Below are 21,841 nucleotides of genomic sequence, written 5' to 3'. Positions count from 1 at the left end.
CGGGCCTGGTTGATCAAGAGGTTCGCGTCAGAAATCGCGCCGCTGATGACGAAAACCTCTTGATCAACAGGTGGATGGCGGTGGGGTCAGGCGGTGGGGCGGCGGGGTGGGCGGGCTCGGGGCGCGGTTGGGGCGTTGGTTGGGGCGTCGGTTGGGGCGTCGGTTGGGGGCGCGGCGTCGGGGTCGGGGCGTGGGGCCGGGACGCGGGGTGCGGTGGTGGTCGCGTCGGCGGGCTGGTCCCCGCGCGGGCTTGTCGGTGCCGACGGCGTCCTGCCGCGTCGGGTTGCCGTGCCGGCTGCGGCGTCGGTCACCGAGCGGGCGCGGCGTCCGGGTCGCCCGGCGTCCGCCACGCCCTCTCTCGTGGGCGTCGTCCGATCGGTCGGGAGCCCTCCGGCCCGGGTGAAGTCCGCCGGAGGGGCCGACGTCGAGCCGGGTGAGCCGGCCGGAGGGGCCGACGCCGGTTCGCGTTGGCCGGTCGGAGCGGTCGACGTCGGGTCGGACACGTCGCCCGATGTCAGCTTGGGGTTCGCCGACCCACCCGTCGAGGCGGCGTCCGGACCGGCGGCCGGGGCGGTCGGACGGCGGTCGGCGGCCCGTCGGTGGCCGGCCCTCTCGGCGAGCCGGGCGACCAGTATCGAGCCGCCGACCCCGGCGATCACCGCGTACGGGGCGATGAGCTGGGTCGAGAACTGTGCCGGGCCGGGGGTCGCCCACCTCGGCACGGTGGTCAGGTAGGCGAGCGCGACGAGCAGCGGGCCGGCCGCACCGGAGGCCGCCGCGCCCACCCGGTGTCCGCCCGGACGCGCGGCGCCGCGGGCGGCGAGGGCACCGATCAGAAGCGCGGGTACGAGTGCCAGCAGCGCGCCCGGCCAGTAGATCTGGCCCCCGATCCAGTACCGCCCGTGGTCCGGGTCGAGCTGCCAGGTGCCGAGTTGGGCGCCGGTCAGCCCGCGTCCGACGCGTACACCGTCGATGACCGAGACCACGGCGAGCAGCCACAGCCAGGCGGCCGTCGCGGTGATGTTCACCGCGACCGTGCGGGAGCGCAGCGCCCAGAGCGCGACGAGGACGCCGATCAGGATTCCCAGCGCCGCGTGCAGGGCCGCGACCCGCTGCGGCGCGCCGGTGTCGGCGCCCGCGGCGACCCGCGCCGGTACGGCGACCAGCAGTACGGTGACCAGTCCACCGAGCCCGGCACCGAGCGCCAGGGACAGCCGGCGGAGCAGACCGGGGTGCTCGACGGCCACCGGTTCGGCCCGATCGATGACCGGCCGATCCTGCGGAACGTCGGCGCCCTCGGCCCGGGTCGGTTGGCCCGGCGTGAGCGCCGGCGACTGCGGCAGGTCAGCCTCGTCCGCCGCTGCGGCGCCGGTCGTCGGCGTGGGCGTGGGCGTGGGCGTCGCACGCTGGTGCAGTCGCTGCGCGCAGACAGCTCCCAGCACAGTGGAGCTGGCGGCGAGCCAGGTGGCCCAGGCGAGGCCGTCGGCCCAGGCCGTGCCGTTGGCCCCGGCCTCGGTGGGCGTCCAGGTGATGACGCCGAGCCCGTAGCCGAAGCCCAGTTGCGCGGCGCCCGCGCCGGCAGCGACCCCGACCGCCGTCGCGATCGATACTCCCCAGCCCCGTCTGGCCATGCCGGGCAGCGTAACGTCCCGTCGTCGGTGCGGCGAGTCGCGGCGACCCGCCGGTACGGACCGTCGGCACAACGTGGTGGGCGGCGAACGGTACGGTCGCCGGTGATGAGGCGGTGGACGGTATGACGGACGCGAACACGGGTCGGCAGGAATCCTCCGGTGGCCGGGACGGCGGTGACGGCCGCCGAGCTGGCGTGTTGCTCGGTGGCGGACTGGTCGCGGTGCTCCTCGCCGTGGTCGGCGCGACCGGCGGTTGGCTGCTGGCCGGCGAGGACGACGAGTCTCCGGGGACCCCGCAGGCGGTCGCCACCACGGCAGGTACACCGACCGAGGAGGCCACCTCGTCTCGACCGACCACCGGCCGGACCACCCCGTCCGCTCCCCGCACGACCGCCTCCGCGACGAAGGGGACCGGGCTGACCGTGCCCCCGGTGGTCGGGACCGACTTCCTCCAGGCGCGCGAGATGCTGCGCGAACAGCGGTTGGGTTGGCGGCTGGTCTTCGGCGTCGGCACCGGACGCAGGGTGGAGAGCGCCTCGCCGGCGGTGGGCACCCCGGTGACCCGGGGTACCACGGTTCAACTGCAGATCGCCGGGCCACCGCCGGCCGCCGAAGTGCCGGACGTGGTCGGCGACGACTGCGCCAAGGCAGCGGAAGAGTTGGTCGAGGAGGGGCTCTACCCGAGTTACCGCAGCGGGCGCAGTGGAAAGGTCAGTCGGCAGGAACCGGCCGAGGACGGTCCGGCACGCTGGAACGACGAGGTCAGCATCTGGTGCGGCGCGGCGGCCCCACCGAGCCAGCCGACCGCGAAGCCCACCCCCTGACCCGAGCGGCCCCGACCCGCCGGCGGCACGCGGTTCGTGCCACCGATACCGGCCGATGTCGACCTGGGCGGTTAGGTTGACGTCGAGGGCCAGGGCGCCCGCCCGGTTCGGGAAGGGACGTGCGATGAGCGACGACCGCCAGGAGCCCCCCGCCGGGACACCGGACGACGACCGCACGCGCCCTCTGCCGCCCATCGGCGGCGACCGCCCGCAACCGCCCGCGTCGACCGACGAGACGATGCCTATCGACCGGGCCGCGTCCGGCGGTGGTGCGTCGCCGGACGAGACGATGCCCATCGACCGGGCCGCGTCTGCGTCTTCGGCGGATCGGACGGCGCGGATGCCGGCCGAGCGGTCGACGCCACCGTCGTGGTCGGGGCGGGCCGAGGTACGGGCACCTCGACCGGCCGAGCCGTCCGCGGACTGGTACGTGGAGGAGCAGGGCGGCCGTCGGTGGTGGCTGCCGATCCTCTGGGGCGTACTCGCGTTGTTGTTCGCCGCCCTTCTCGGCGCGGCCCTGTGGGTGGTGTTGAGCGCGCGGGAGGACGACCCCGACGACCCGGCCACGCCGTCCGTCCCGCCGACCAGCGTCACCGCCGCGCCGACCAGCAGCGCCCCGACGTCGGCGGCGCCCACCAGCGCGACGCCGAGCAGCCCGGCGGCCACCACCGAGGGGGCGCAGCTACCGGTGCCGCCGCTGACCGGCCTCGGGCAGTCCACCGCCGAAGGACTGCTGGAGCGACTGGGCCTGAGCTACCGGGTGGTGTACCGCCCGTCCGAGCTGCCGCCGGGCACGGTGGTGCGGACCGATCCGGAGGCCGGCACCCTGGTGCCGACCGACCAGGAGGTGCTGGTGGTGATCTCCCAGGCCCGGCCGTCGCCGGGCGGCAGCTCGACCAGCCCGAGCCCGACGGCGACGGCCACGCCGTGACCGGTTCTCACCACCTACGGCGGCGGGTGCCGACGAGGCCGAGGCCGGCGAGCGAGATGGTGAGGCCGAAGATCCCGGACCAGAAGAGCGACCGGCGTACGTCGGTGCCGTGGTGGCCGCCCGACGTCGTCTCGGCGAGTGCCTGCTGACCGTCGGCCTGACCGCCGGCGCCGGAACCGGTGGCCGGGCCGGTCGCGTCGGCCGCCGCCCCGGCGTACCCGTCGGGGGTGTCGGCGCCGATCCAGCCGTACTCGTCCTCGGGAGGCTCGGAGCCGGCCACGGTGATCTCCGGCGCCGGTACCGGAACGGCCAGCCGGGTGGACGACGACGCCGGATCGTGGACCAGGACCACGACGGTGGTCAGGGCCCCGAGGAGGGCGAGCAGTCCGAGAGCGTAGGTGATACTCCAGCGGTGGTGCCGCCGCACGGCGGGCTGATTGACCATGACCATCCCAGGCTCAGGGTCCTGGACGTGCGGGTGGAACGGTGCCGGGGTGGGCGTACCGATTCTATGGCGACGGCACGCCTACCCGCGGCGGATCGCGCTGGTCAGCCGACTCTGACCGGCGTACGGGTAACCGGTCGCCGGGTCCGTACGGTGTGCGGGCGGGGCACCGGCGCGGCCTGCACCTGTTGCAGCCCTTCCCGCTGTACGAAGATCGACCGGCGGTTGACGGCGTCGCCGGCGGCGTTGAGCTCGTAGCCGTCGAGCCAGAGCCAACCGTCGTAGGTCGGCCAGTCGAGCACCCGGATCACCCGGAACATGATCGGCCTGAGGAACTGGACACTCGCCGCGCGAGTCACGTGCAGAACGTCACCGGAGCGGGGAAGCACATGGGCTCCTGGGGAGGGTAAGCCGGCGGCATGCCGGCGGTGACTGGTCTGGGATGTCTCGGCCCGGTTGCGGGATCGCGCCTCGTGGACCGTCTGGTGCTGGTGGTGGTCGGGCCGTACCCGCTGGTGGCGTGCCGCCACCCGACCATCACCTGACTGCTGCCGGGAACCGCGCCCACCGCCGCAGTCAGCTGGCTTGCAGCGGTGGGGTCATTACCCCGGCGCAGGTCCGGGTGTCGCTGGCCGGGCCTGCGTTCGGTCCGGCTGCCCGGGGTCGGTGGGTTCACCACTCCCGGAGAGCGGACCGGAACGCTGAGTGATCCGAGCCATACGGACAGAGTGCATCAGCGACGTGCTTCATGCAAGTTGCACGTCGACTTTTGCCGATACGTGAGTTCGCCACGCAAAGCGGCGCTTGAAGCGATCCGCGTGTGGGCGGCACACTGAGGGCCGGTTTCGCCCGTCGCGGCCGGCCGATGACCGGCACCATCCCTCGTCGCGAACGCTCGCCGGGCGACGGTCGCGCCCCCGGCAGGCGACAACCAGTGGCGCGGCGACCGGAGGTAGCCCGAGAGTGGGGTCGAGCAACCAGCGGCAAGAAACAGAAGTGTCGAGGCCGCGCGATGAGTGAACGGCGCAGCCCGACGATCCGACGGCGACGGCTCGGCGCGGAGTTGCGCCGGCAGCGGGAGTCGGCCGGGATCACCATAGAGGTGGTGGCCGAGCAGTTGGAGTGCTCGGCGTCCAAGGTCTCCCGCATCGAGACGGGCCACACCACGGCCACCCCGCGCGACGTGCGGGACATGCTGCGGATCTACGGCGTCGTGGGCGCCGAGAGCGACGAGCTCGTGCAGATCGCCCGCGAGGCGCGGCAGAAGGGCTGGTGGCACCCGTACAGCACGGTGCTGGTCGGGGCGTACGTCGGCCTGGAGGCGGCAGCCAGCTCCATCCGGGCGTACGAACAGCAGGTCGTCCCCGGCCTGTTGGAGACCGAGGAGTACGCCGGGGCGATGATCCGCGCCGCCCGTCCGGACTTCACGGCCGATCAGGTACATCAAAGGGTGCGTGTCCGTCTGGGCCGTCAGTCGTTGTTGACCCAGGACGATCCGGTCGATCTGTGGGTGGTGCTCGATGAGGCGGTGGTAAGTCGGCCGGTGGGCGGGGACGAGGTGATGCGCGGCCAACTCAGGCGGTTGGTCGAGGTGGCCGAGTTGCCGAACGTGACGCTCCAGATCCTCCCCTTCGAGGTGGGTGCGCACGCCGGCATGGACGGCACCTTCACGATCCTCAGCTTCCCTGAGCCCGGTGATCCGGATGTTGTGTACGCGGAGAACGCCACGGGTGGGCTTTTCCTCGAGAAGAGCGACGAACTGCAGAAGTACAGCTTCATCTTCGATCACATCCGCGCTGCGGCCATTCGTCCGGAGGAGTCCGTCGCACACATCGCAAAACTGGCAGAGGAGCCGAAATGGCGACCAAGAGGTTCCCCGTGGACCTGACGCAGGCGACGTGGTTCAAGAGCTCGAAGAGTGGGCCCAACTGCGACAACTGCGTGGAAGTGGCGTACGTGACCGGTGCGGTCGGCGTCCGGGATTCGAAGGACAAGGCCGGTCCGGCCCTGGTCTTCGCTCCCGGCGACTGGCGTGCCTTCGTTGCCGGAGCCAGGGGTGGTGTGTTGGGCTCGGCCTGACCGAGTGGTCGATGGACGTCCCCGTCCGGTCCTCGACCGGGCGGGGACGTTCCGTGTCCGCGCTCCTCGCGGCCGGCACGGCGAGGTTCCGCCGGGATTCCCGTCGCCACAGCGGGCCCGCCTCGTTGAACCCGTCGGTACGGCGTTGGTCGATGGCCCCCGCCGTACCGACCGCAACCGAGCGAGGTAGGCGAGACGGATGACGATCGGTTCAGAGAACCTCACCAACGGTCCGGGCAAGCCGGAGCGGTTCGGTGGCAAGTACCGCGGGGCGCGTCGGGACACCGTACTGACCGAGGTGGTCTCGACCGACCAGGAGTTGAACGGGCGGGACGTGTCGGCCCCGGACGCCGGGGACGCGCCGCTCTCACTGCCGTCGCTGGACCCGAACCCGCTGGTCGAACCGTCGTTCCCGCCGACCGGCTGGCCGATGGAGCCCACCGGTTCGCTCGCGGACCACCCGCTGCTGCGGGGCCTGCTGCTGGAGCTGCCGCCGAAGGGCAGCGTGCCGCCGCCCGGCTGGCTGGACCGCTGGTTCGAGGCGACCCGGGCGATCCTGGAGCTTCTATACGTGCAGGGGATCGGCCGCTCGCGCTGACCGCGTGGCGGCGGCGGTGGGCTGCGCCCGCTCGATGAGCCGGCTGTGTCGCAGCGCGTGCCGGACCCCGATGGCCGCCACCGCCAGTGCGCCGACGGTGATCGCCGGGCCGGTGATCCCGGGCTCGGCGCCGAGGTCCGTGCCGGCCGCCGCGATCACCGCCGGAAGTGTCGCCAGGGCGGTGACCTGCAACGGCACGCCGACGAGCGGGTGGGCCGCGGCGGCCCGCAGCCCGTGCGGGGCGGGTGTGCCGGGTGCGCTGTCGAACGCTCCGGCCCCGGCCCGCAGCCGGCGGATTCGCCGTATCGAGCAGACGGCCACCACGAGCGCCGGGCCGGTGGCGAGGGTGAGCCCGGCGCCGGCACGATCGATCGGCGCGGCCCCGGCGCTCGTCAGGCCGCCGACGGCCACCGCCGCGATCAGCGCGAGGCCGACCAGCGCGAGCGCCAGCAACCATCCGGTACGCCGACGGAGCGCACGCGCGTCGCGCAGCCGGGGCAGTCGGTCGGCCAGGACCCCGGCGGCCAGCCAGACGGCGGCGACCGGCAACAGGATGGTGAGCTGACTCTCCATGTCGGAGAGTCTTTCCCGTTCTTCGGTGCGGTGAATCGGGGCCGGACCCCCGTTGGCCCCGGAGGTCGGGCCCGTAGGGGCATCCCATCCGGGTGATGGACGTTTCGACATGTTTATCTGTCGCACCGGCGGACCTACTCTCAGCGAGATCGGCAGTTGTCGATCGAAGGTGCCGGTGGTCGCGCTTCGCCGCCGGTCGGAGGGAGGTAGGGAGATGGGTCTTCCACGCAGGTTCGCACTGGTCGGGGTGGCCACCGCGACCGTGCTGGCCGTCGGTGCCCCGGCTCTGGCCGCCGAGCCGGTGGGCGTCGTACGGGAGGCTGGCGGAGCCACCGCCGTGCCGGACAGCTACATCGTCGTCCTCAAGGACGGCACCGTGGCGCCCCACCAGGTCGGCGACACCGCGCAACGGCTGACCGGCCGGCACGGCGGGAAGGTCGCCCGCACCTACGGCACCGCACTGCGGGGCTTCGAGGTCACCGTCAGCGCGGCGGCAGCGGCACGGATCGCCGCCGACCCGGCTGTCGCGTACGTCGAGCAGAACCACACCGTGTCCATCTCCGGAACGCAGGCCAACCCGCCGTCCTGGGGCCTCGACCGCATCGACCAGCGCAACCTGCCGCTGGACAGCTCCTACACGTACCCGAACACGGCGAGCAACGTGCACGCCTACATCATCGACACCGGCATCCGCTTCTCCCACAACGACTTCGGCGGCCGGGCCACCTCCGGCTACGACGCCGTGGACGGCGGGTCGGCCGACGACTGCAACGGGCACGGCACGCACGTCGCCGGCACTGTCGGCGGCTCGACGTACGGGGTCGCGAAGGGCGTCCAGTTGGTCGGCGTACGCGTGCTGAACTGCTCCGGCAGCGGCACCAACGCAGGTGTGATCGCCGGCGTCGACTGGGTCACCCAGAACGCGATCAAGCCGGCCGTGGCGAACATGAGCCTCGGCGGCGGGGCGAACAGCTCGCTGGACACCGCCGTCCGCAACTCGATCGCCTCCGGCGTGACGTACGGCCTCGCGGCCGGCAACGACAACGGCGCGAACGCCTGCAACACCTCGCCGGCGCGGACCACGGAGGCGATCACGGTCGGCTCGACGACCAGCTCGGACGCCCGCTCGTCGTTCTCCAACATCGGCACCTGCCTGGACATCTTCGCGCCCGGCTCGTCGATCACCTCGGCCTGGTACACCAGCAACACCGCGACCAACACGATCAGCGGCACCTCGATGGCCACGCCGCACGTGGTCGGGGCAGCGGCCCTGGTGGCCAGCGCCAACCCGAGCTGGACCCCGGCTCAGGTACGCGACCAGTTGGTGTCCAACGCCACCCCGAACGTGGTCAGCAATGCCGGCTCGGGCTCACCGAACCTGCTGCTCTATGTGGGCAGCGGCGGCACCACCCCGCCGCCCACCGGCTGCACCGGCACCAACGGCACCGACGTCTCGATCCCGGACGCGGGCGCGGCGGTGACCAGCTCGGTCACCATCTCCGGCTGTGGCCGCAACGCCTCCTCGGCCGCCACGGTGGCGGTGAACATCGTGCACACCTACCGCGGTGACCTGGTGATCGACCTGCTCGCCCCGGACGGCAGCTCGTACCGGCTGAAGAACAGCAGCACCTCGGACAGCGCCGACAACGTGAACGCCACGTACTCGGTCAACCTCTCCGGCGAGGCGGCGGACGGCACCTGGCGGCTCCAGGTGCGCGACACCTACTCGGCGGACACCGGCTACATCAACAGCTGGACCCTGACCGTCTGACCTGTTCCCCAGGGACGAGGCCCCATCCGGACGATCCCGGTGGGGCCTCGTGTCGTCCTAGACCGCGAAGGTGGCCGGCCGCTCGGTCGCCGGGGCCGGCGGGCGGGCCTTCCACAGGCCGGTCTTCTGGCCGGCGAGCCGAGCCAGGTAGGCCGGGTTGAGGATCACGTAGCGACGCCAGAGCCGCTTCGGCTCCAGCCCGAGCCGCCAGAACCACTCCAGGCCGGCGCGCTGCATCCACGGCGGAGGTTGGCGCAGCAGCCCGGCGTGGTAGTCGAACGCGGCGCCGACCGCCATCATCGGCATGTCCAGCAGCGGGCGCATGGCGTACGTGAAGACCTCCTGGCGCGGGCAGCCGAGCCCGACCAGGACGAGCCGGGCGCCGCTGGACCGGATCCGGTCGGCGATCTCGGCGTCCTCGCCCGGCTGGACCGCGCGGAACTTCGACGGCTCCACCCCGGCGATCTTCAGGGCCGGGAACATCCGCTCCAACGCCGGGATCAGCTTCGCCAGCGTCTCCTCGGTCGAGCCGTACAGGTAGACGGGCAGCCCCTCGTCGGCGAACCGGGAGAGCACGTGCAGCGTCAACGTCGGCCCGTAGACCCGGTCGGTGAGGCCGGCGCCGTGCAGCAGGTTGAGCGCCCAGCGCACCGGCTGCCCGTCGGGGGTGACCACGTCGAAGGAGTTCAACCGGGCGTTGTGCGCCGGATCGAGCACCCCGGTCATCACGCCGTGCACGGCCAACGCCGTCAGCGCCAGGGGCCGCCGCTCGTGCGCCGCGGTCACCACCGCGTCGGTCGCCGCGGCGTAGTCGGTGGCGTCCACGAGGACGCCGAGCACGTTGCGCTTGGTCTGCGGAGTCATGGCTGCGGCACCCACTTGTCCACGTTCGCCTCGTAGATCTCCCGGAGGATCATCGGCACGTCGTACGTGATCTTCCAGTCCGGGTACTGCGCCTCGAAGCGGGCCATGCTGCTCACGTACCACTGGTGGTCGCCGGTGCGGTTCTGCTCGACGTAGTTGATCCGCGCCTCACGGCCGGTGATCTCCTGGGCGATCGCGAACGCCTCGATGTGGGAGGTGTTGGAGTGCCGGCCGCCACCGAGGTTGTAGACCTCGGCCGAGCGGGGGGCCCGGAAGAACGCCTCGAACGCGGTCAGCACGTCGTGCGAGTGGATCGCGTCGCGGACCATCTTGCCCTTGTAGCCGAACAGGTTGTACGTCCGGCCCTCCATGACGCAGCGCATCAGGTACGCCAGGAATCCGTGCAGCTCGGCGGCCGAGTGGGCCGGGCCGGTCAGGGTGCCGCCCCGGAAACAGGCGGTCCTCATGTCGAAGTAGCGGCCGTACTCCTGCACCATCACGTCCGCGGCCACCTTCGAGGCGCCGAAGACCGAGTGCAACGAGTGGTCGATCGACATCTCCTCGGTGATGCCCTCGTACCAGCGGTGGTCCTCGGGCAGCTCGTACCGGGTTTCCAGCTCGACCAGCGGCAGGCTGTTGGGCCGGTCGCCGTAGACCTTGTTGGTCGAGCAGTGGATGAACGCCGCCTCGATCGCGTGCTGGCGGGTGTTCTCCAGCATGTTGAGCGTGCCACCGGCGTTCACGTCGAAGTCCGTGTACGGCTCCTTGGCCGCCCAGTCGTGGCTGGGCTGGGCAGCGCTGTGGATCACCACGGCGATGTCCGAGCCGTACTTCTTGAACACCTGCTCCAGGCCGTCCCGGTCCCGGATGTCCACGGGGTAGTGGGTGTAGGAGTTACCGAGGTCGCGGCCGAGCCGCTCCAGGCTCCACGAGGTGGAGCCGTCCTCTCCGAAGAAGTACCGGCGCATGTCGTTGTCGATGCCGACGACGTCCAGACCGAGGCCGGCGAAGTGCCGGACCGCCTCGGAGCCGATCAGACCGCCCGACCCGGTCACCAACGCGACACTCACACGCCACTCCTGGTCCATCGGAGGCAGAAACCATCGGAGCATAGCGTGACGCCCGGCACGCCCCGATATGACGGAAGGGCCCCGCATCAAGCGGAGCCCTCGCCTTTTGGTGGGGATGGGGGGAGTTGAACCCCCACGCCCTTTCGGGCACACGGACCTGAACCGTGCGCGTCTGCCATTCCGCCACATCCCCGTGGCACGACCCGGGACACTATAGCCGCCCCGAACCCGCTGTCTCCAACAGGCCCCGGGAATACTACGCTGTCCCAGACGCTCGCCACGAGCGGTTACCGTTCGTGGCGGACGAAAGATTAGCACGGTGGTCCCGGTCCTTCCGAACGGGTCGGGAGCAGGCGGCCGAGCGGCGTGTGAGCTGCGCGCGCGCCGGCCGGATACCATCATGTCCTCGGGACCCGAGGAGGAGCCGGTGAGCGTGCTGCAACGCTTCGAGAAGCGTCTGGAAGGCCTGGTCGAAGGGGCTTTCGCCAAGGTCTTCAAAGGGGTGGTCCACCCCGTGGAGATCCTCAACGCCATGCAGCGGGAGGCCGAGGCGCACAAGGCGATCCTGGCCGGTGGGCGCACGTTGGTGCCCAACCGCTACGTGATCGATCTCTCGCCGTTCGACCACAGTCGTCTGGCGCCGTACGCCGCCGCGCTGGCCCAGGAGTTGGCCCAGTCGCAGGCGGAGTTCATCGGCGAGCAGGCCTGGACGGTCTACGGCGACGTGATCGTGGAGATCGAGCGGGGCGAGGGCCTGGACACGGGCATGTTCCGCGTCACCGCCGAGGTCTACACCGGCGGCGAGGTCGCCCCGGTGTCGGCGCCCGGCTACGACGCCGGTCCGCCCGCCTACCCCGCGTACGACCAGGGTGGCGGCTACGGCCCGCCGCCTGGGCACGGTGGCGGTCGCAACGTGCGGCTGGTCTCCGGTGACGGACGCACCTACCCCCTCCAGATGGGGTCGACGGTGATCGGTCGCGGCGACCAGGCGAACCTGCGCCTGCCCGACGTCGGTATCTCCCGGCGACACGCCCGACTGGATTTCGACGGCGGCCAGGTTGTGCTGACCGATCTGGGTTCCACCAACGGCACCATGGTCAACGGGCAGCGGGTCTCCGCCGTCGCGCTGAACCCGGGTGACATGGTCCAGCTCGGCACCACGACGCTGACCTTCCGCGTGGACGGCTGAGCCGCCTTGCCGGCACTGGTCATCACCGTTGCCCGGTTCGGGTTCCTGATCCTGCTGTGGATCTTCGTGTTCACGGTGGTCGGCGTGATCCGCCGAGATCTCTTCGCGGGAGCCCGATCCGGTCGCCTGGTGGCGGCACCGCGCGCGGTTGGCGCCTCGACGGGGCAGGCGGCCAAACCGGCGAAGGCGAAGCGGGGTAGGGCGGCCCACCAGCTGGTGGTCACCGCCGGTCAGTTGGCCGGCACCCGCATCACTCTCGGTGAAGCGCAGATCACCATCGGTCGGGCCGAGGACTCCACCCTGGTCATCACCGACGACTACGCCTCCGCGCGGCACGCGAGACTCCTACCGCGCGAGGGTCAGTGGTTCGTCGAGGATCTCGGCTCGACTAACGGCACGTACCTGGATCGCGCTAAGGTCACCGGACCAACCCCCGTACCCCTCGGCGTGCCGATCCGGATCGGCCGCACTTCCCTCGAATTACGGCCATGACTCTGACCCTGCGCTATGCGGCCCACAGCGACCGCGGTCTGATCCGTGACGGCAATCAAGACTCCGTCTACGCCGGGCCGCGGCTACTCGCCGTTGCCGACGGCATGGGCGGCATGGCCGCCGGTGACGTCGCCAGCAACATCGTCATCGGTGCCATGGCGCCGCTCGACGAGGATGTCCCCGGGGACGCCCTCGTCGACGCGCTGCGTTCGGCCGTGGGCACCGCCAACCAACAGCTCCGCGACACGGTGGACGCCAACCCGCAGCTGGAGGGGATGGGCACCACACTGACGGCGACCCTCTTCTCCGGCAGCAAGCTGGGGATGGTCCACATCGGTGACTCGCGGGCCTATCTGCTGCGCAACGGTGAGTTCGCGCAGATCACCAAGGACGACACGTACGTCCAGATGCTCGTCGACGAGGGCCGGATCAGCGCCGAGGAGGCCAGCAGCCACCCACAGCGGTCGCTGCTGACCCGCGCGCTGGACGGCCGGGACATCGACCCGGAGTACTCGGTGCGCCAGGTGCTCCCCGGTGACCGCTACCTGATCTGCAGCGACGGCCTCTCCGGGGTGGTGAGCGCCGAGACCATCGGCGAGACCCTGCGCGAGTACACCGACCCGCAGCAGTGCGTCGAGCGGCTGGTGCAGCTCGCGCTTCGCGGCGGCGGCCCGGACAACATCACGGTGATCATCGCCGATGCCACCGACCACGACATCGTCGAGGCGACCCCGATCGTCGGCGGTGCCGCCGCCCGGGACCGGGGCATGGCCACCTCCGCCGACGACTCGACCCCGGCCGCCCGGGCCTCGGCGCTCTCCGCGCCGCGCCCCGCCGCGCCCGAGGAGCCCGCCGCCGCGGACGACGAGCCGGAACCGCGCAAGCGCCGGCCGGTACGCGCCACCGCCATGGCCGTGGCCCTTCTGGTGATCCTCGGCGGCGGACTCTTCGCCGGCTGGACGTACACCCAGCGCCAGTACTACGTGGGCGCCACCGACGAGGGCCAGGTCGCCGTCTTCCGCGGCATCCAGGGGCAGATCGCCGGGATGGACCTGTCCACCGTGCACCGCACCAGCGGCACCCGGTTGGACGACCTCACCGTCGCCGCCCAGGACACGGTCAAGGTGGGCATCCGCGCCAAGAGCGAGCCGGACGCCGAGCGGCAGCTCGCGGAGCTGACCAGCGACACGCCGACCAACCCGAACCTGAAGCCGCTCTGTCTGCCCGATACGGGCGCGGTGACCGGCTCGCCGACGCCCACTCCATCCCCGACCCCGCCCGCGACGTCCCCGACGCCGGCCACCAGCCCCAGCGCGTCGGTGAACGGGGTCCTCAGCGCGAGCCCGACCACGGCGGCCACCGCCGGCGGGACCGATCCGACCACCGCACCCGACGCCACGCCCTCCGACTCGGCACCGCCGGCGCTCGACCCGGCCGGCTGCCGGTCTCCTGAGTGAGCGTCGACTGAGATCCCAAGGACTCCACCCGTGACCGTAGCGGCCACACCGGCATCCTCGCCCGCCACCACGGGCGGGGAGTCCGGCGTACGCCTGGCCCGGTCCCGGCGCAACGCCGAGCTGTCCCTGTTGCTGCTGGCCATGGTGCTGGTGGCCGCGTACATGGCGACCGTCGAGGCGAACCTCCTGGACACGGTCACTCCGGACTTCTGGATGCCCGCCGCCGCGCTCGGGGCGGTCTTCCTCGGCCTGCACCTGGTCATCCGGTTCCTCGCCCCGTTCGCCGATCCGGCTCTGCTGCCGGCGGTGGCCCTGCTCAACGGTCTCGGCGTGGGCTTCCTGCGCCGGATCGACCTGGGTGAGGCCGCGCCGGTGGACCGGGAGGACCTGGCCACGTTCGCCGGCATCGGCGGCCGGCAGCTCGCCTGGACGCTCGCCTCGGTGATCCTCGCCGCGGGCCTGCTCGCGATCATGCGCGACCACCGTTCGGTGTCCCGGTACGCGTACACCCTGGGACTCGCCGGCATCGTGCTGGTGATGCTCCCGGCGGTGCTGCCGCGCAGCATGTCCGAGATCAACGGCGCCAAGCTGTGGATCCGCCTCGGCGGGTTCTCGATCCAGCCGGGTGAGTTCGCCAAGCTGGCGCTGCTGGTCTTCTTCGCGTACTACCTGGTGCGCAAACGCGAGGTGCTCTCGCTGGCGAGCCGGCGGTTCCTCGGTATCGACTTCCCGCGCGGTCGGGACCTCGGTCCGGTGGTCGTGGTCTGGTTGATCAGCCTCCTGGTGCTGGTCTTCGAGAAGGACCTCGGCACCTCCTTGCTGTACTTCGGCATGTTCGTGGTGACCCTCTACATCGCCACCGAACGGGTCAGTTGGCTGCTGATCGGTCTACTCCTCTTCTTCGGCGGGGCCTACCTCGCGTACGTCCTCGGTTCGACGGTCGGCGGGCCGTTCGCCAACTTCTACGTGCGCGCCGAGATCTGGCTGGACCCGTTCGCCGACCCGACCGACAAGGGCTATCAGCTCGTCCAGGGCCTGCTCGCCCTCGGCACGGGCGGGCTCTTCGGCGCGGGACCGGGCGGCGGTCAGCCGGACATCCTGCCCGAGGTGCAGAACGACTTCATCTTCGCCGGCATCGGTGAGGAGATCGGCCTCTTCGGTCTCTCCGCGCTGCTGGTGGTCTACCTGCTGATCGTGGAGCGGGGTCTGCGCGCCGCGCTGGCGGTCCGTGACTCGTTCGGCAAGCTGCTCGCCGGCGGTCTCGCCTTCACCCTGGGCCTCCAGGTCTTCGTGATCGTCGGCGGCATCAGCAAACTGATCCCGCTGACCGGCCAGACCACGCCGTTCCTGTCCGCCGGTGGCTCGTCGTTGATGGCGAACTGGCTGCTCATCGCGGTCCTGCTGCGGGTCTCCGACGGGGCCCGGCGGCCGGTTACCGGTGGCGCCGGCAAGGCGGCCCGACCGGCGGGTGGTCCGCCCGAGCAGTTGCACGGTGCTCCCACGGAGGTGATCAAGCCGTGAACGCACCCCTGCGTCGTGTCGGTGTCGTCGTCATGGTCCTGTTCGGTCTGCTCTTCGCGAACCTGAACTGGATCCAGGCGTACAAGGCCGACGAGTACCGCACCAGTGACTACAACGGTCGGGTCCAGGTCGCCGACTACAAGCGCAAGCGCGGCAACATCGAGGCCGGCGGCACCGCGTTGGCCACCAGCAAGGAGACCACCGGCAAGCTGAAGTTCCAGCGCACCTACCCGGGCGGCGCCAAGTACGCCCATGTGCTCGGCTACAAGCCGGTCAACCTGGCCGACACCGGCATCGAGCAGTTGGAGAACGACTTCCTGGCCGGCACCAGCGACCAGTTGATCGGCGACCGGTTCAAGGACATGTTCACCGGCGACGAGACCGCCGGCGGCAACGTGCTGCTGACGCTCTCGAAGCGGGCGCAGGACGTGGCGTACGACCAGATGCGCAACAACCAGGTGGAGGCGAAGAGGGGCGCGGCGATCGCCATCGACCCGCGCACCGGCGCGGTGCAGGCCCTGGTGTCGATGCCCAGCTTCGACCCGAACCCGCTCGTCAGCCACGACACGACCGCGGCGGCTGCGGAGATCAACAAGCTGGAGCAGAACCCGGACGGTCCGCTGAAGAACCGCGCCCTCTCCGAGACGCTGCCCCCGGGCTCCACCTTCAAGATCGTGGTTGCCGCGGCGGCGTTGGAGAACGGCGTCACCAAGTCGACCCCGATCCCGGCCGGGTCCAGCTACACACCGCCCACCTCGGGCAGCCCGATCCGTAACGCCGCAGCGTCGATCTGCCCCGAGCCGCAGGTCACCCTCCAGGAGGCGGTCACCGAATCCTGCAACACGGGCTTCGCGCAGCTCGGCGTGCGGCTCGGCGCGGACAAGGTCAAGGAGAAGGCCCGTCAGTTCGGCTTCGAGCAGGAGGACCTCACCGTCGGCCAGCTCGGCGAGGGCGGCCTGCGGACGGCGGCCAGCCGGACCGGCGACATGCAGAACCCGGACGGCAGCACCGACCCGGCCGCGCTGGCCCAGTCCTCGATCGGTCAGAACAACGTCCGGATGACCCCGTTGCAGGGCGCGATGATCGCCGGGGCGGTCGCCAACGGCGGCAGCCAGATGCGGCCGTACCTGGTCCGGCAGCTCCTCGCCCCGGACCGGACCACCAGCTACTACACCGCGAAGGCACGGGAGCTGCGCCAGCCCGTCGAGCCGCAGGTCGCCTCCGACCTGCGCGACATGATGGTCAGCGTGGTGCAGAAGGGCACCGGCCAGAAGGCGGCGATCAGCGGTTACACGGTTGGCGGCAAGACCGGTACGGCGCAGTCGGCGCCGGACCGCCCCGACCACGGCTGGTTCATCGGCTTCGCCCTGGACAAGAACGGCAACCCGGTCTCGGCCGTGTGTGTCGTACTGGAGCAGGCCGGCAGCGGTGGCAGCGCAGAGGCGGCCCGGATCGGTGGCCAGATCATGCGGGCCGCCATCGCCGACCCGGGGGGCCGCTGACATGCTCAGCCCCGGCGTCCAGCTCGGCAACCGCTACCGCCTCGACGAGCGGATCGCAAGCGGCGGCATGGGCGACGTCTGGCGCGGCACCGACCAGGTGCTCGGCCGGACGGTCGCGGTGAAGAGCTTGCTCCCGGCGTTGCTCGACGACCCGGACTTCGCCGAGCGGTTCCGGGGCGAGGCCCGGACGATGGCCACGATCAACCACCCCGGAGTCGTCGACGTCTACGACTTCGGCAACGATCAGCAGATCGCGTTCCTGGTCATGGAGTACGTCGAGGGCGACGCCCTGTCCTCCACGCTCAGCCGGGTCGGCCGGCTCACCCCGGCCCGCACCATGGCGCTCGTCGCGCAGGCCGCGGACGCCCTGCACGCCGCGCACGAGAAGGGCATCGTGCACCGCGACGTGAAGCCGGGCAACCTGCTGGTCCGGCCGAACGGCACGCTCGTGCTGACCGACTTCGGCATCGCCCGCTCGGACATCGTCGGCCAGCTCACCGCCGCCGGCTCGGTGCTCGGCACCGCCTCGTACATCTCGCCGGAGCAGGCCACCGGGCAGGTGGCCACCCCGGCGTCCGACGTGTACGCGCTCGGCGTGGTCGCCTACCAGTGCCTCGCCGGCCGGCGACCGTTCGAGGGGGACAACCCGCTCGACATCGCCATGCGGCACGTCCGGGAGACGCCCCGCCCACTGCCCAACGACATCCCGCCGCAGGTCCGGGCGGTCGTCGAGCGGGCGTTGGCCAAGGACCCGGCCGCCCGCTGGCCGAGTGCCGCCGCCCTCGCCTCGGTCGCCCGGCAGCTCAAGGCCGCGCTGTCCCAGCAGGCCCGGTCCGGTGGTCACTCCGCGCCGATCTCCGGGGCGCCGTCCTCGCCCGCCGCCCCCGGGCGGGCGCAGGTGCCGCAGGCGCAGCAGTTCCGCCCGCCGGGCGCGCCACACCGGCAGCCGTCCGTCGGGCAGCGACCGACCGCGGTCACGCCGGCCCAACAACCCCGTCCGACCGCGGTCGCGCCGGCCGTACCGCACGCCCGGCCGCCGGTCGCCCAGGCCGGCTATCCGCGCGGCGCCGCGGCGGTGCCGCCGGCACAGACCCGGCAGGAACACCCTCCGGCGTACGCCCGGCCGGCCGGTGCGGCGTCCGAGCCCAGCCGGTCCCGACCCGGGATGGTGCTCGTCGCCATCCTGCTGGCCTTACTGGTCCTGCTCTGCTCCGGCGTGATTTCCTACAAACTGCGGAAGGCGTCGCAGACGGGTACGTCCGGGGCGACGACTTCACAAACCGTGACGTCCGGCGCGCTGCGGCTCGACGGACGCGACGATGCGACCCGGACGTCGTACCGTCGTGAGGTACGACTCCGGCCGGGTGACGGCGGGACGACGACGAGCGAAGGACGACAGACGCGATGACAGCGCAGGCCCGCCTGCTCGGTGGCAGGTACCAGGTCGGCGAGCTGCTCGGCTACGGCGGCATGGCCGAGGTGCATCGCGGTCGCGACCTCCGGCTCGGTCGGGACGTCGCGATCAAGATGCTCCGTACCGACCTCGCCCGGGACGCGACGTTCCAGATGCGCTTCCGCCGGGAGGCGCAGAACGCGGCGTCGCTCAACCACCCGGCGATCGTGGCGGTCTACGACACCGGCGAGGAGACCGCCCCGACCGGCGAGACGTTGCCCTTCATCGTCATGGAGTTCGTCAACGGACGGACGTTGAAGGAGGTCCTCGGCGTCGAGGGCCGGTTGCAGCCCCGCCGTGCGCTGGAGATCTGCGCCGACATGTGCGCGGCCTTGGAGTTCAGCCACCGGCACGGGATCATCCACCGGGACATCAAGCCGGGCAACGTCATGCTCACCCAGACCGGCCAGGTCAAGGTGATGGACTTCGGTATCGCCCGGGCACTGGCCAGCGGCGCGACCACCATGACGCAGACCAGCGCGGTCATCGGCACGGCTCAGTACCTGTCGCCGGAGCAGGCGCGCGGTGAGGCCGTGGACGCCCGCTCCGACGTGTACGCGGCCGGCTGCGTCCTCTTCGAGCTGGTCTGTGGTCACCCGCCGTTCGTGGGTGACAGCCCGGTCAGCGTCGCGTACCAGCACGTCCGGGAGACTCCGCCGACCCCGAGCGACATCAACCCGGACGTCACTCCGGCGGTCGACGCGATCGTGCTCAAGGCGCTGTCGAAGAACCCGCTGAACCGCTACCAGAGTGCCGGTGAGATGCGCGCCGACCTGCTGCGTGCCGCCGCCGGGCGACCGGTGCTGGCCACTCCGGTGCTGCGCGAGGCGGAGACGGTGGCGATGGCCCCGGCCGGCGGCGGTGCCGCCGGCTACCCGCCGGCCGCCACCGGGCAGCAGACCCGGCAGATCCCGGCCCGGGTCGGCGACCCGCGTCAGCGTAAGGCGTCCTCCTGGCTGATCGCCCTGTTCAGCGCGGTCGGCGTGCTGGCGGTGATCGCCCTGGTCGCCGCGCTGCTGTGGAGTCAGCAGCAGGACAAGGACCTGAAGGCGGTGCCGACGCTCGCCGGCAAGACACGCGACGTGGCGGTCACCGAGATCCGCAACGCGGGCTTCAACCCGGTGGTCGGCGATCCTGTCCTGGCAAACGACTGCACGAAGGGCACCGTCGCCAAGCAGGACCCGGCGGCGGGCGCCCGGCTGAAGCAGGCGAGCACGGTGACCGTCCAGATCTGCGACGGCAAACCCGACGTCACGATTCCCCCGGGCCTGGTCAACTCGCAGTTCGAGAACGTGAAGCCCCAGCTCGAAAGGTTGGGCTTGGTCGTGGAGGAGAAGGCCGTCGACAATCCCGCGCAGAAGGGCATTGTCGTCAAGGTCAATCCGCCATCTGGGTCCACCGTCGCCCAGGACACCAAGGTGACCGTCGAGGTCTCACGCGGCAATGTGAGCAAGGTGCCGAACGTCGTCAACTCCACGAAGGACGACGCCGCCGCCGAGCTCCGCGCGGCGGGTTACGTGGTCAGCTTCCGCGAAGGCGACGAGGTGCCGGCCGCCGAGGCCGGCCGGGTTCAGAAGCAGAACCCGAAGGGCGGCACCGAGCTGGCCCAGGGCAAGACGGTGACCATCGAGGTCGGCATCCCGGAGCCGGTCGAGGAGACGCCCACGCCCCCGGGGTCGCCGACGCCGACGCCGAGCGGCACGCCGACGCCGCCCGGCGGCGGTGGCGGCACGGGCCAGCCGATCTTCCCGCCGTTCCGGGTGGACGGGGAGTAGCCGTCCGCATCCGGGTGCGGGGCCTGCGGGCACCCGTCGACGACCGCCCACCGGCGGCGGGTCGCTGGCGACGGCGGCTGCGACGCGTGGCGGTCCTGGGCGTGGTCGTGGTGGCGCTGAGCAGCGTCCCGTGGCTCTGGACAATGCTCGGCGCGCGCGGGCACACCCACGACGAGGCGGGGGCGCCCGCCGCCGACGTCGTGATCGTCCTCGGCACGGCGGCGGCAGCGGACGGACGGCAACCGGGTGACCGGCTCGCCGGACGTCTGGAGACCGCCGCCGAGCTGGTGCGTACCGGTCGGGCGCGGGCGGTGTTGGTGTCCGGGGACGGGGGCGGCACCTCCGGCGACGAGCCGACGGTGATGACCGCGTACCTGACCGAGCGGCTCGGCGTCGACCCGGCACGGGTGGTGGCGGACCCGTTCGGCCTGGACACGTACGACAGCTGCGTCCGCGCCCGGGACGTGTACGGCGTCGAGCGCGCGCTGATCGTGACGCAGTCCTACCACCTGTCCCGGGCGGTGACGCTCTGCCGGCACCTCGGCCTCGACGTCGACGGGGTGGCCGCCCGCTGCGACGGGTGTGGTTCCGTGCTGCTCGCCGGTAAGGCGGTCCGGGACTACCTGGCCAGCGGCAAGGCGGCCTGGGACGCGTTCCGGGAGCGGCCACCCGCCGTCCGGTCACCCGCGAGCCCGGCCGTGCGGGACGCCCTCCGGAGCTGACCGGGTCAGGTGGTGGCGAAGGCGGCGAGCCGCCGGGCGTCCACCTCGGCGGCCAGCGCCGGCGCGCGCTCCAGCGCCTCGGTGTGACCGCAGCTCGCGAGCCAGTTGGCGAGCATCAGGTGGCCGCCCTCGGTGAGCACCGACTCCGGGTGGAACTGCACACCCTCGATGGGCAGCGTCCGGTGCCGCATCGCCATCACCACTCCGGACCCGGTCCAGCCGGTGACCTCCAGCTCGTCCGGCAGCGTCTCGGGCAGGACGGCCAGCGAGTGGTAGCGGGTGGCGGTGAACGGGTCGGGCAGGCCGGCGAGTACGCCGACGGAGTGGTGGCGTACCTCGGAGGTCTTGCCGTGCAGCAGTTCGGGGGCCCGGGTGACGGTCGCTCCGAAGGCCTCTCCGATGGCCTGGTGACCGAGGCAGACGCCGAAGATCGGCAGCTTGCCCGCGTACTCCCGGATGACGTCCAGGCAGATGCCGGCGCGGTCCGGACTGCCCGGACCGGGTGAGAGCAGGACGCCCGCCGCGCCCAGCCGGCCGACGTCGGCGACGTCGATCTCGTCGTTGCGGCGCACGTCGCAGTCCACGCCGAGCTGGCCCAGGTACTGCACGAGGTTGAAGACGAACGAGTCGTAGTTGTCGATCACCAGGACGCGCATCGTCACCTGCTCGAAGGGGTCGGCTCGGGGTTGTTCCGTTCCGTGTCGTACGGCAGGTCGTGCTCGTCGTCGGTCGGCGTGTCGCCGGTCACCGCATCGCCGTCGCTCGGCTCGCCGGGAACGCCGGAGTCCTGGGTGACCTGGACGTCGTCGAAGGGCAGCAGGGGCTCGGCCCACGGGAAGGCCACATACCAGAGCAGGGCCACCGTGGCGGTCGCGAGCAGCACCGAACCGACGAGCTTGCCGGCCAGCCCGAACGGGAGCTTGCGCCAGATGAACGCGTACACC

22 protein-coding genes and 1 tRNA gene are annotated in these 21,841 nt (G+C 71.8%); 14 read left to right on the top strand and 9 right to left on the bottom strand.

Translation table 11 applies throughout. From position 1 onward, the window contains the following. Positions 1-86: 86 nt before the first annotated feature. Positions 87-1,631, bottom strand: a complete 1,545-nt coding sequence (locus tag AB0J36_RS04830; RefSeq protein WP_363660112.1) for a hypothetical protein — start codon at positions 1,629-1,631, stop codon at positions 87-89. Positions 1,632-1,753: 122 nt separating this feature from the next. Between AB0J36_RS04830 and AB0J36_RS04825 the strand changes: the two genes are divergently transcribed. Together AB0J36_RS04825 and AB0J36_RS04820 are read left to right on the top strand one after the other, a co-directional pair. Further along, entirely contained in the window at positions 1,754-2,455 is a 702-nt protein-coding gene (locus AB0J36_RS04825) for a PASTA domain-containing protein (RefSeq protein ID WP_357129411.1), read from the top strand. A gap of 124 nt (positions 2,456-2,579) precedes the next feature. Then, positions 2,580-3,386: a PASTA domain-containing protein gene (locus AB0J36_RS04820; protein WP_357171721.1), complete on the top strand. Its 807-nt coding sequence runs from the start codon at positions 2,580-2,582 to the stop codon at positions 3,384-3,386. A 7-nt stretch (positions 3,387-3,393) separates the two neighbouring features. Here AB0J36_RS04820 and AB0J36_RS04815 read toward each other — a convergent pair whose 3' ends face one another. Then, a complete protein-coding gene (locus AB0J36_RS04815) occupies positions 3,394-3,837 on the bottom strand; it encodes a hypothetical protein (protein WP_357171719.1) in 444 nt (147 codons plus the stop codon). Positions 3,838-3,935: 98 nt separating this feature from the next. Continuing rightward, positions 3,936-4,220 carry a hypothetical protein gene (locus AB0J36_RS04810; RefSeq protein WP_355048524.1) on the bottom strand — a complete coding sequence of 95 codons (285 nt, stop codon included), beginning with the start codon at positions 4,218-4,220 and terminating at the stop codon, positions 3,936-3,938. A 623-nt stretch (positions 4,221-4,843) separates the two neighbouring features. On the opposite strand from AB0J36_RS04810, the gene AB0J36_RS04805 reads away from it, so the two are divergent. The 3 genes from AB0J36_RS04805 (at position 4,844) to AB0J36_RS04795 (ending at position 6,508) form a co-directional block, all read left to right on the top strand. Next, a complete protein-coding gene (locus tag AB0J36_RS04805; protein ID WP_234584497.1) occupies positions 4,844-5,719 on the top strand; it encodes a helix-turn-helix transcriptional regulator in 876 nt (291 codons plus the stop codon). Continuing rightward, positions 5,689-5,910 carry a DUF397 domain-containing protein gene (locus AB0J36_RS04800; RefSeq protein ID WP_355048523.1) on the top strand — a complete coding sequence of 74 codons (222 nt, stop codon included), beginning with the start codon at positions 5,689-5,691 and terminating at the stop codon, positions 5,908-5,910. Before AB0J36_RS04805 ends, AB0J36_RS04800 begins: the two co-directional genes overlap by 31 nt. A gap of 199 nt (positions 5,911-6,109) precedes the next feature. Further along, complete coding sequence (locus AB0J36_RS04795) at positions 6,110-6,508, top strand: hypothetical protein (protein ID WP_357129423.1); 399 nt, start codon at positions 6,110-6,112, stop codon at positions 6,506-6,508. Here AB0J36_RS04795 and AB0J36_RS04790 read toward each other — a convergent pair. Beyond that, positions 6,476-7,081, bottom strand: a complete 606-nt coding sequence (locus tag AB0J36_RS04790; RefSeq protein ID WP_357171717.1) for a hypothetical protein — start codon at positions 7,079-7,081, stop codon at positions 6,476-6,478. The genes AB0J36_RS04795 and AB0J36_RS04790 overlap by 33 nt on opposite strands. A gap of 214 nt (positions 7,082-7,295) precedes the next feature. Between AB0J36_RS04790 and AB0J36_RS04785 the strand changes: the two genes are divergently transcribed. Then, positions 7,296-8,852: a S8 family serine peptidase gene (locus AB0J36_RS04785; RefSeq protein WP_357129429.1), complete on the top strand. Its 1,557-nt coding sequence runs from the start codon at positions 7,296-7,298 to the stop codon at positions 8,850-8,852. Between the two features lie 57 nt (positions 8,853-8,909). Here AB0J36_RS04785 and AB0J36_RS04780 read toward each other — a convergent pair whose 3' ends face one another. The 3 genes from AB0J36_RS04780 to AB0J36_RS04770 all read right to left on the bottom strand — a co-directional run bounded on the left by AB0J36_RS04780 (position 8,910) and on the right by AB0J36_RS04770 (position 10,979). Further along, positions 8,910-9,716 (bottom strand): WecB/TagA/CpsF family glycosyltransferase, encoded by an 807-nt coding sequence (locus AB0J36_RS04780; RefSeq protein ID WP_357171714.1) that lies wholly within the window; start codon positions 9,714-9,716, stop codon positions 8,910-8,912. After that, positions 9,713-10,828, bottom strand: a complete 1,116-nt coding sequence (locus tag AB0J36_RS04775) for an NAD-dependent epimerase/dehydratase family protein (protein ID WP_357129432.1) — start codon at positions 10,826-10,828, stop codon at positions 9,713-9,715. Before AB0J36_RS04775 ends, AB0J36_RS04780 begins: the two co-directional genes overlap by 4 nt. Before the next feature lie 65 nt (positions 10,829-10,893). Further along, positions 10,894-10,979: transfer RNA gene (locus AB0J36_RS04770), tRNA-Leu, on the bottom strand. Between the two features lie 207 nt (positions 10,980-11,186). Between AB0J36_RS04770 and AB0J36_RS04765 the strand changes: the two genes are divergently transcribed. From AB0J36_RS04765 to AB0J36_RS04730, 8 genes are all read left to right on the top strand, one after another. Next, the gene (locus AB0J36_RS04765) at positions 11,187-11,975 is read left to right on the top strand and encodes a DUF3662 and FHA domain-containing protein (protein ID WP_007454122.1); all 789 of its coding nucleotides are present in this window, start codon (positions 11,187-11,189) and stop codon (positions 11,973-11,975) included. A gap of 6 nt (positions 11,976-11,981) precedes the next feature. Continuing rightward, positions 11,982-12,467 carry an FHA domain-containing protein gene (locus AB0J36_RS04760; protein ID WP_355048517.1) on the top strand — a complete coding sequence of 162 codons (486 nt, stop codon included), beginning with the start codon at positions 11,982-11,984 and terminating at the stop codon, positions 12,465-12,467. Beyond that, entirely contained in the window at positions 12,464-13,924 is a 1,461-nt protein-coding gene (locus AB0J36_RS04755; protein ID WP_357129436.1) for a PP2C family serine/threonine-protein phosphatase, read from the top strand. Before AB0J36_RS04760 ends, AB0J36_RS04755 begins: the two co-directional genes overlap by 4 nt. 30 nt (positions 13,925-13,954) lie before the next feature. Next, positions 13,955-15,445 carry an FtsW/RodA/SpoVE family cell cycle protein gene (locus AB0J36_RS04750; protein ID WP_355048515.1) on the top strand — a complete coding sequence of 497 codons (1,491 nt, stop codon included), beginning with the start codon at positions 13,955-13,957 and terminating at the stop codon, positions 15,443-15,445. Further along, on the top strand, positions 15,442-16,947 hold the full coding sequence (locus AB0J36_RS04745; protein ID WP_357392193.1) for a penicillin-binding transpeptidase domain-containing protein: 1,506 nt from the start codon (positions 15,442-15,444) through the stop codon (positions 16,945-16,947). Before AB0J36_RS04750 ends, AB0J36_RS04745 begins: the two co-directional genes overlap by 4 nt. Before the next feature lies 1 nt (position 16,948). Beyond that, positions 16,949-18,355: a protein kinase gene (locus tag AB0J36_RS04740; RefSeq protein ID WP_357129442.1), complete on the top strand. Its 1,407-nt coding sequence runs from the start codon at positions 16,949-16,951 to the stop codon at positions 18,353-18,355. Beyond that, a complete protein-coding gene (gene pknB, locus AB0J36_RS04735) occupies positions 18,352-20,175 on the top strand; it encodes a Stk1 family PASTA domain-containing Ser/Thr kinase (protein ID WP_363660111.1) in 1,824 nt (607 codons plus the stop codon). Before AB0J36_RS04740 ends, pknB begins: the two co-directional genes overlap by 4 nt. A gap of 86 nt (positions 20,176-20,261) precedes the next feature. Then, on the top strand, positions 20,262-20,897 hold the full coding sequence (locus AB0J36_RS04730) for an ElyC/SanA/YdcF family protein (RefSeq protein ID WP_363660110.1): 636 nt from the start codon (positions 20,262-20,264) through the stop codon (positions 20,895-20,897). A 5-nt stretch (positions 20,898-20,902) separates the two neighbouring features. Here the strand turns inward: AB0J36_RS04730 and AB0J36_RS04725 are convergent, their stop codons facing one another. Next, positions 20,903-21,553 carry an aminodeoxychorismate/anthranilate synthase component II gene (locus tag AB0J36_RS04725; RefSeq protein ID WP_357129451.1) on the bottom strand — a complete coding sequence of 217 codons (651 nt, stop codon included), beginning with the start codon at positions 21,551-21,553 and terminating at the stop codon, positions 20,903-20,905. A gap of 2 nt (positions 21,554-21,555) precedes the next feature. Further along, the gene (locus AB0J36_RS04720; RefSeq protein WP_357129454.1) at positions 21,556-21,840 is read right to left on the bottom strand and encodes a hypothetical protein; all 285 of its coding nucleotides are present in this window, start codon (positions 21,838-21,840) and stop codon (positions 21,556-21,558) included. Position 21,841: the final 1 nt, after the last annotated feature.

The sequence above is a fragment of the Micromonospora sp. NPDC049662 genome (genome assembly GCF_040675055.1).
Taxonomy (GTDB): Bacteria; Actinomycetota; Actinomycetes; order Mycobacteriales; family Micromonosporaceae; genus Micromonospora.
Note: the sequence above shows the minus strand (reverse complement) of the source record. Positions and strands in the feature narration are given on the sequence as shown.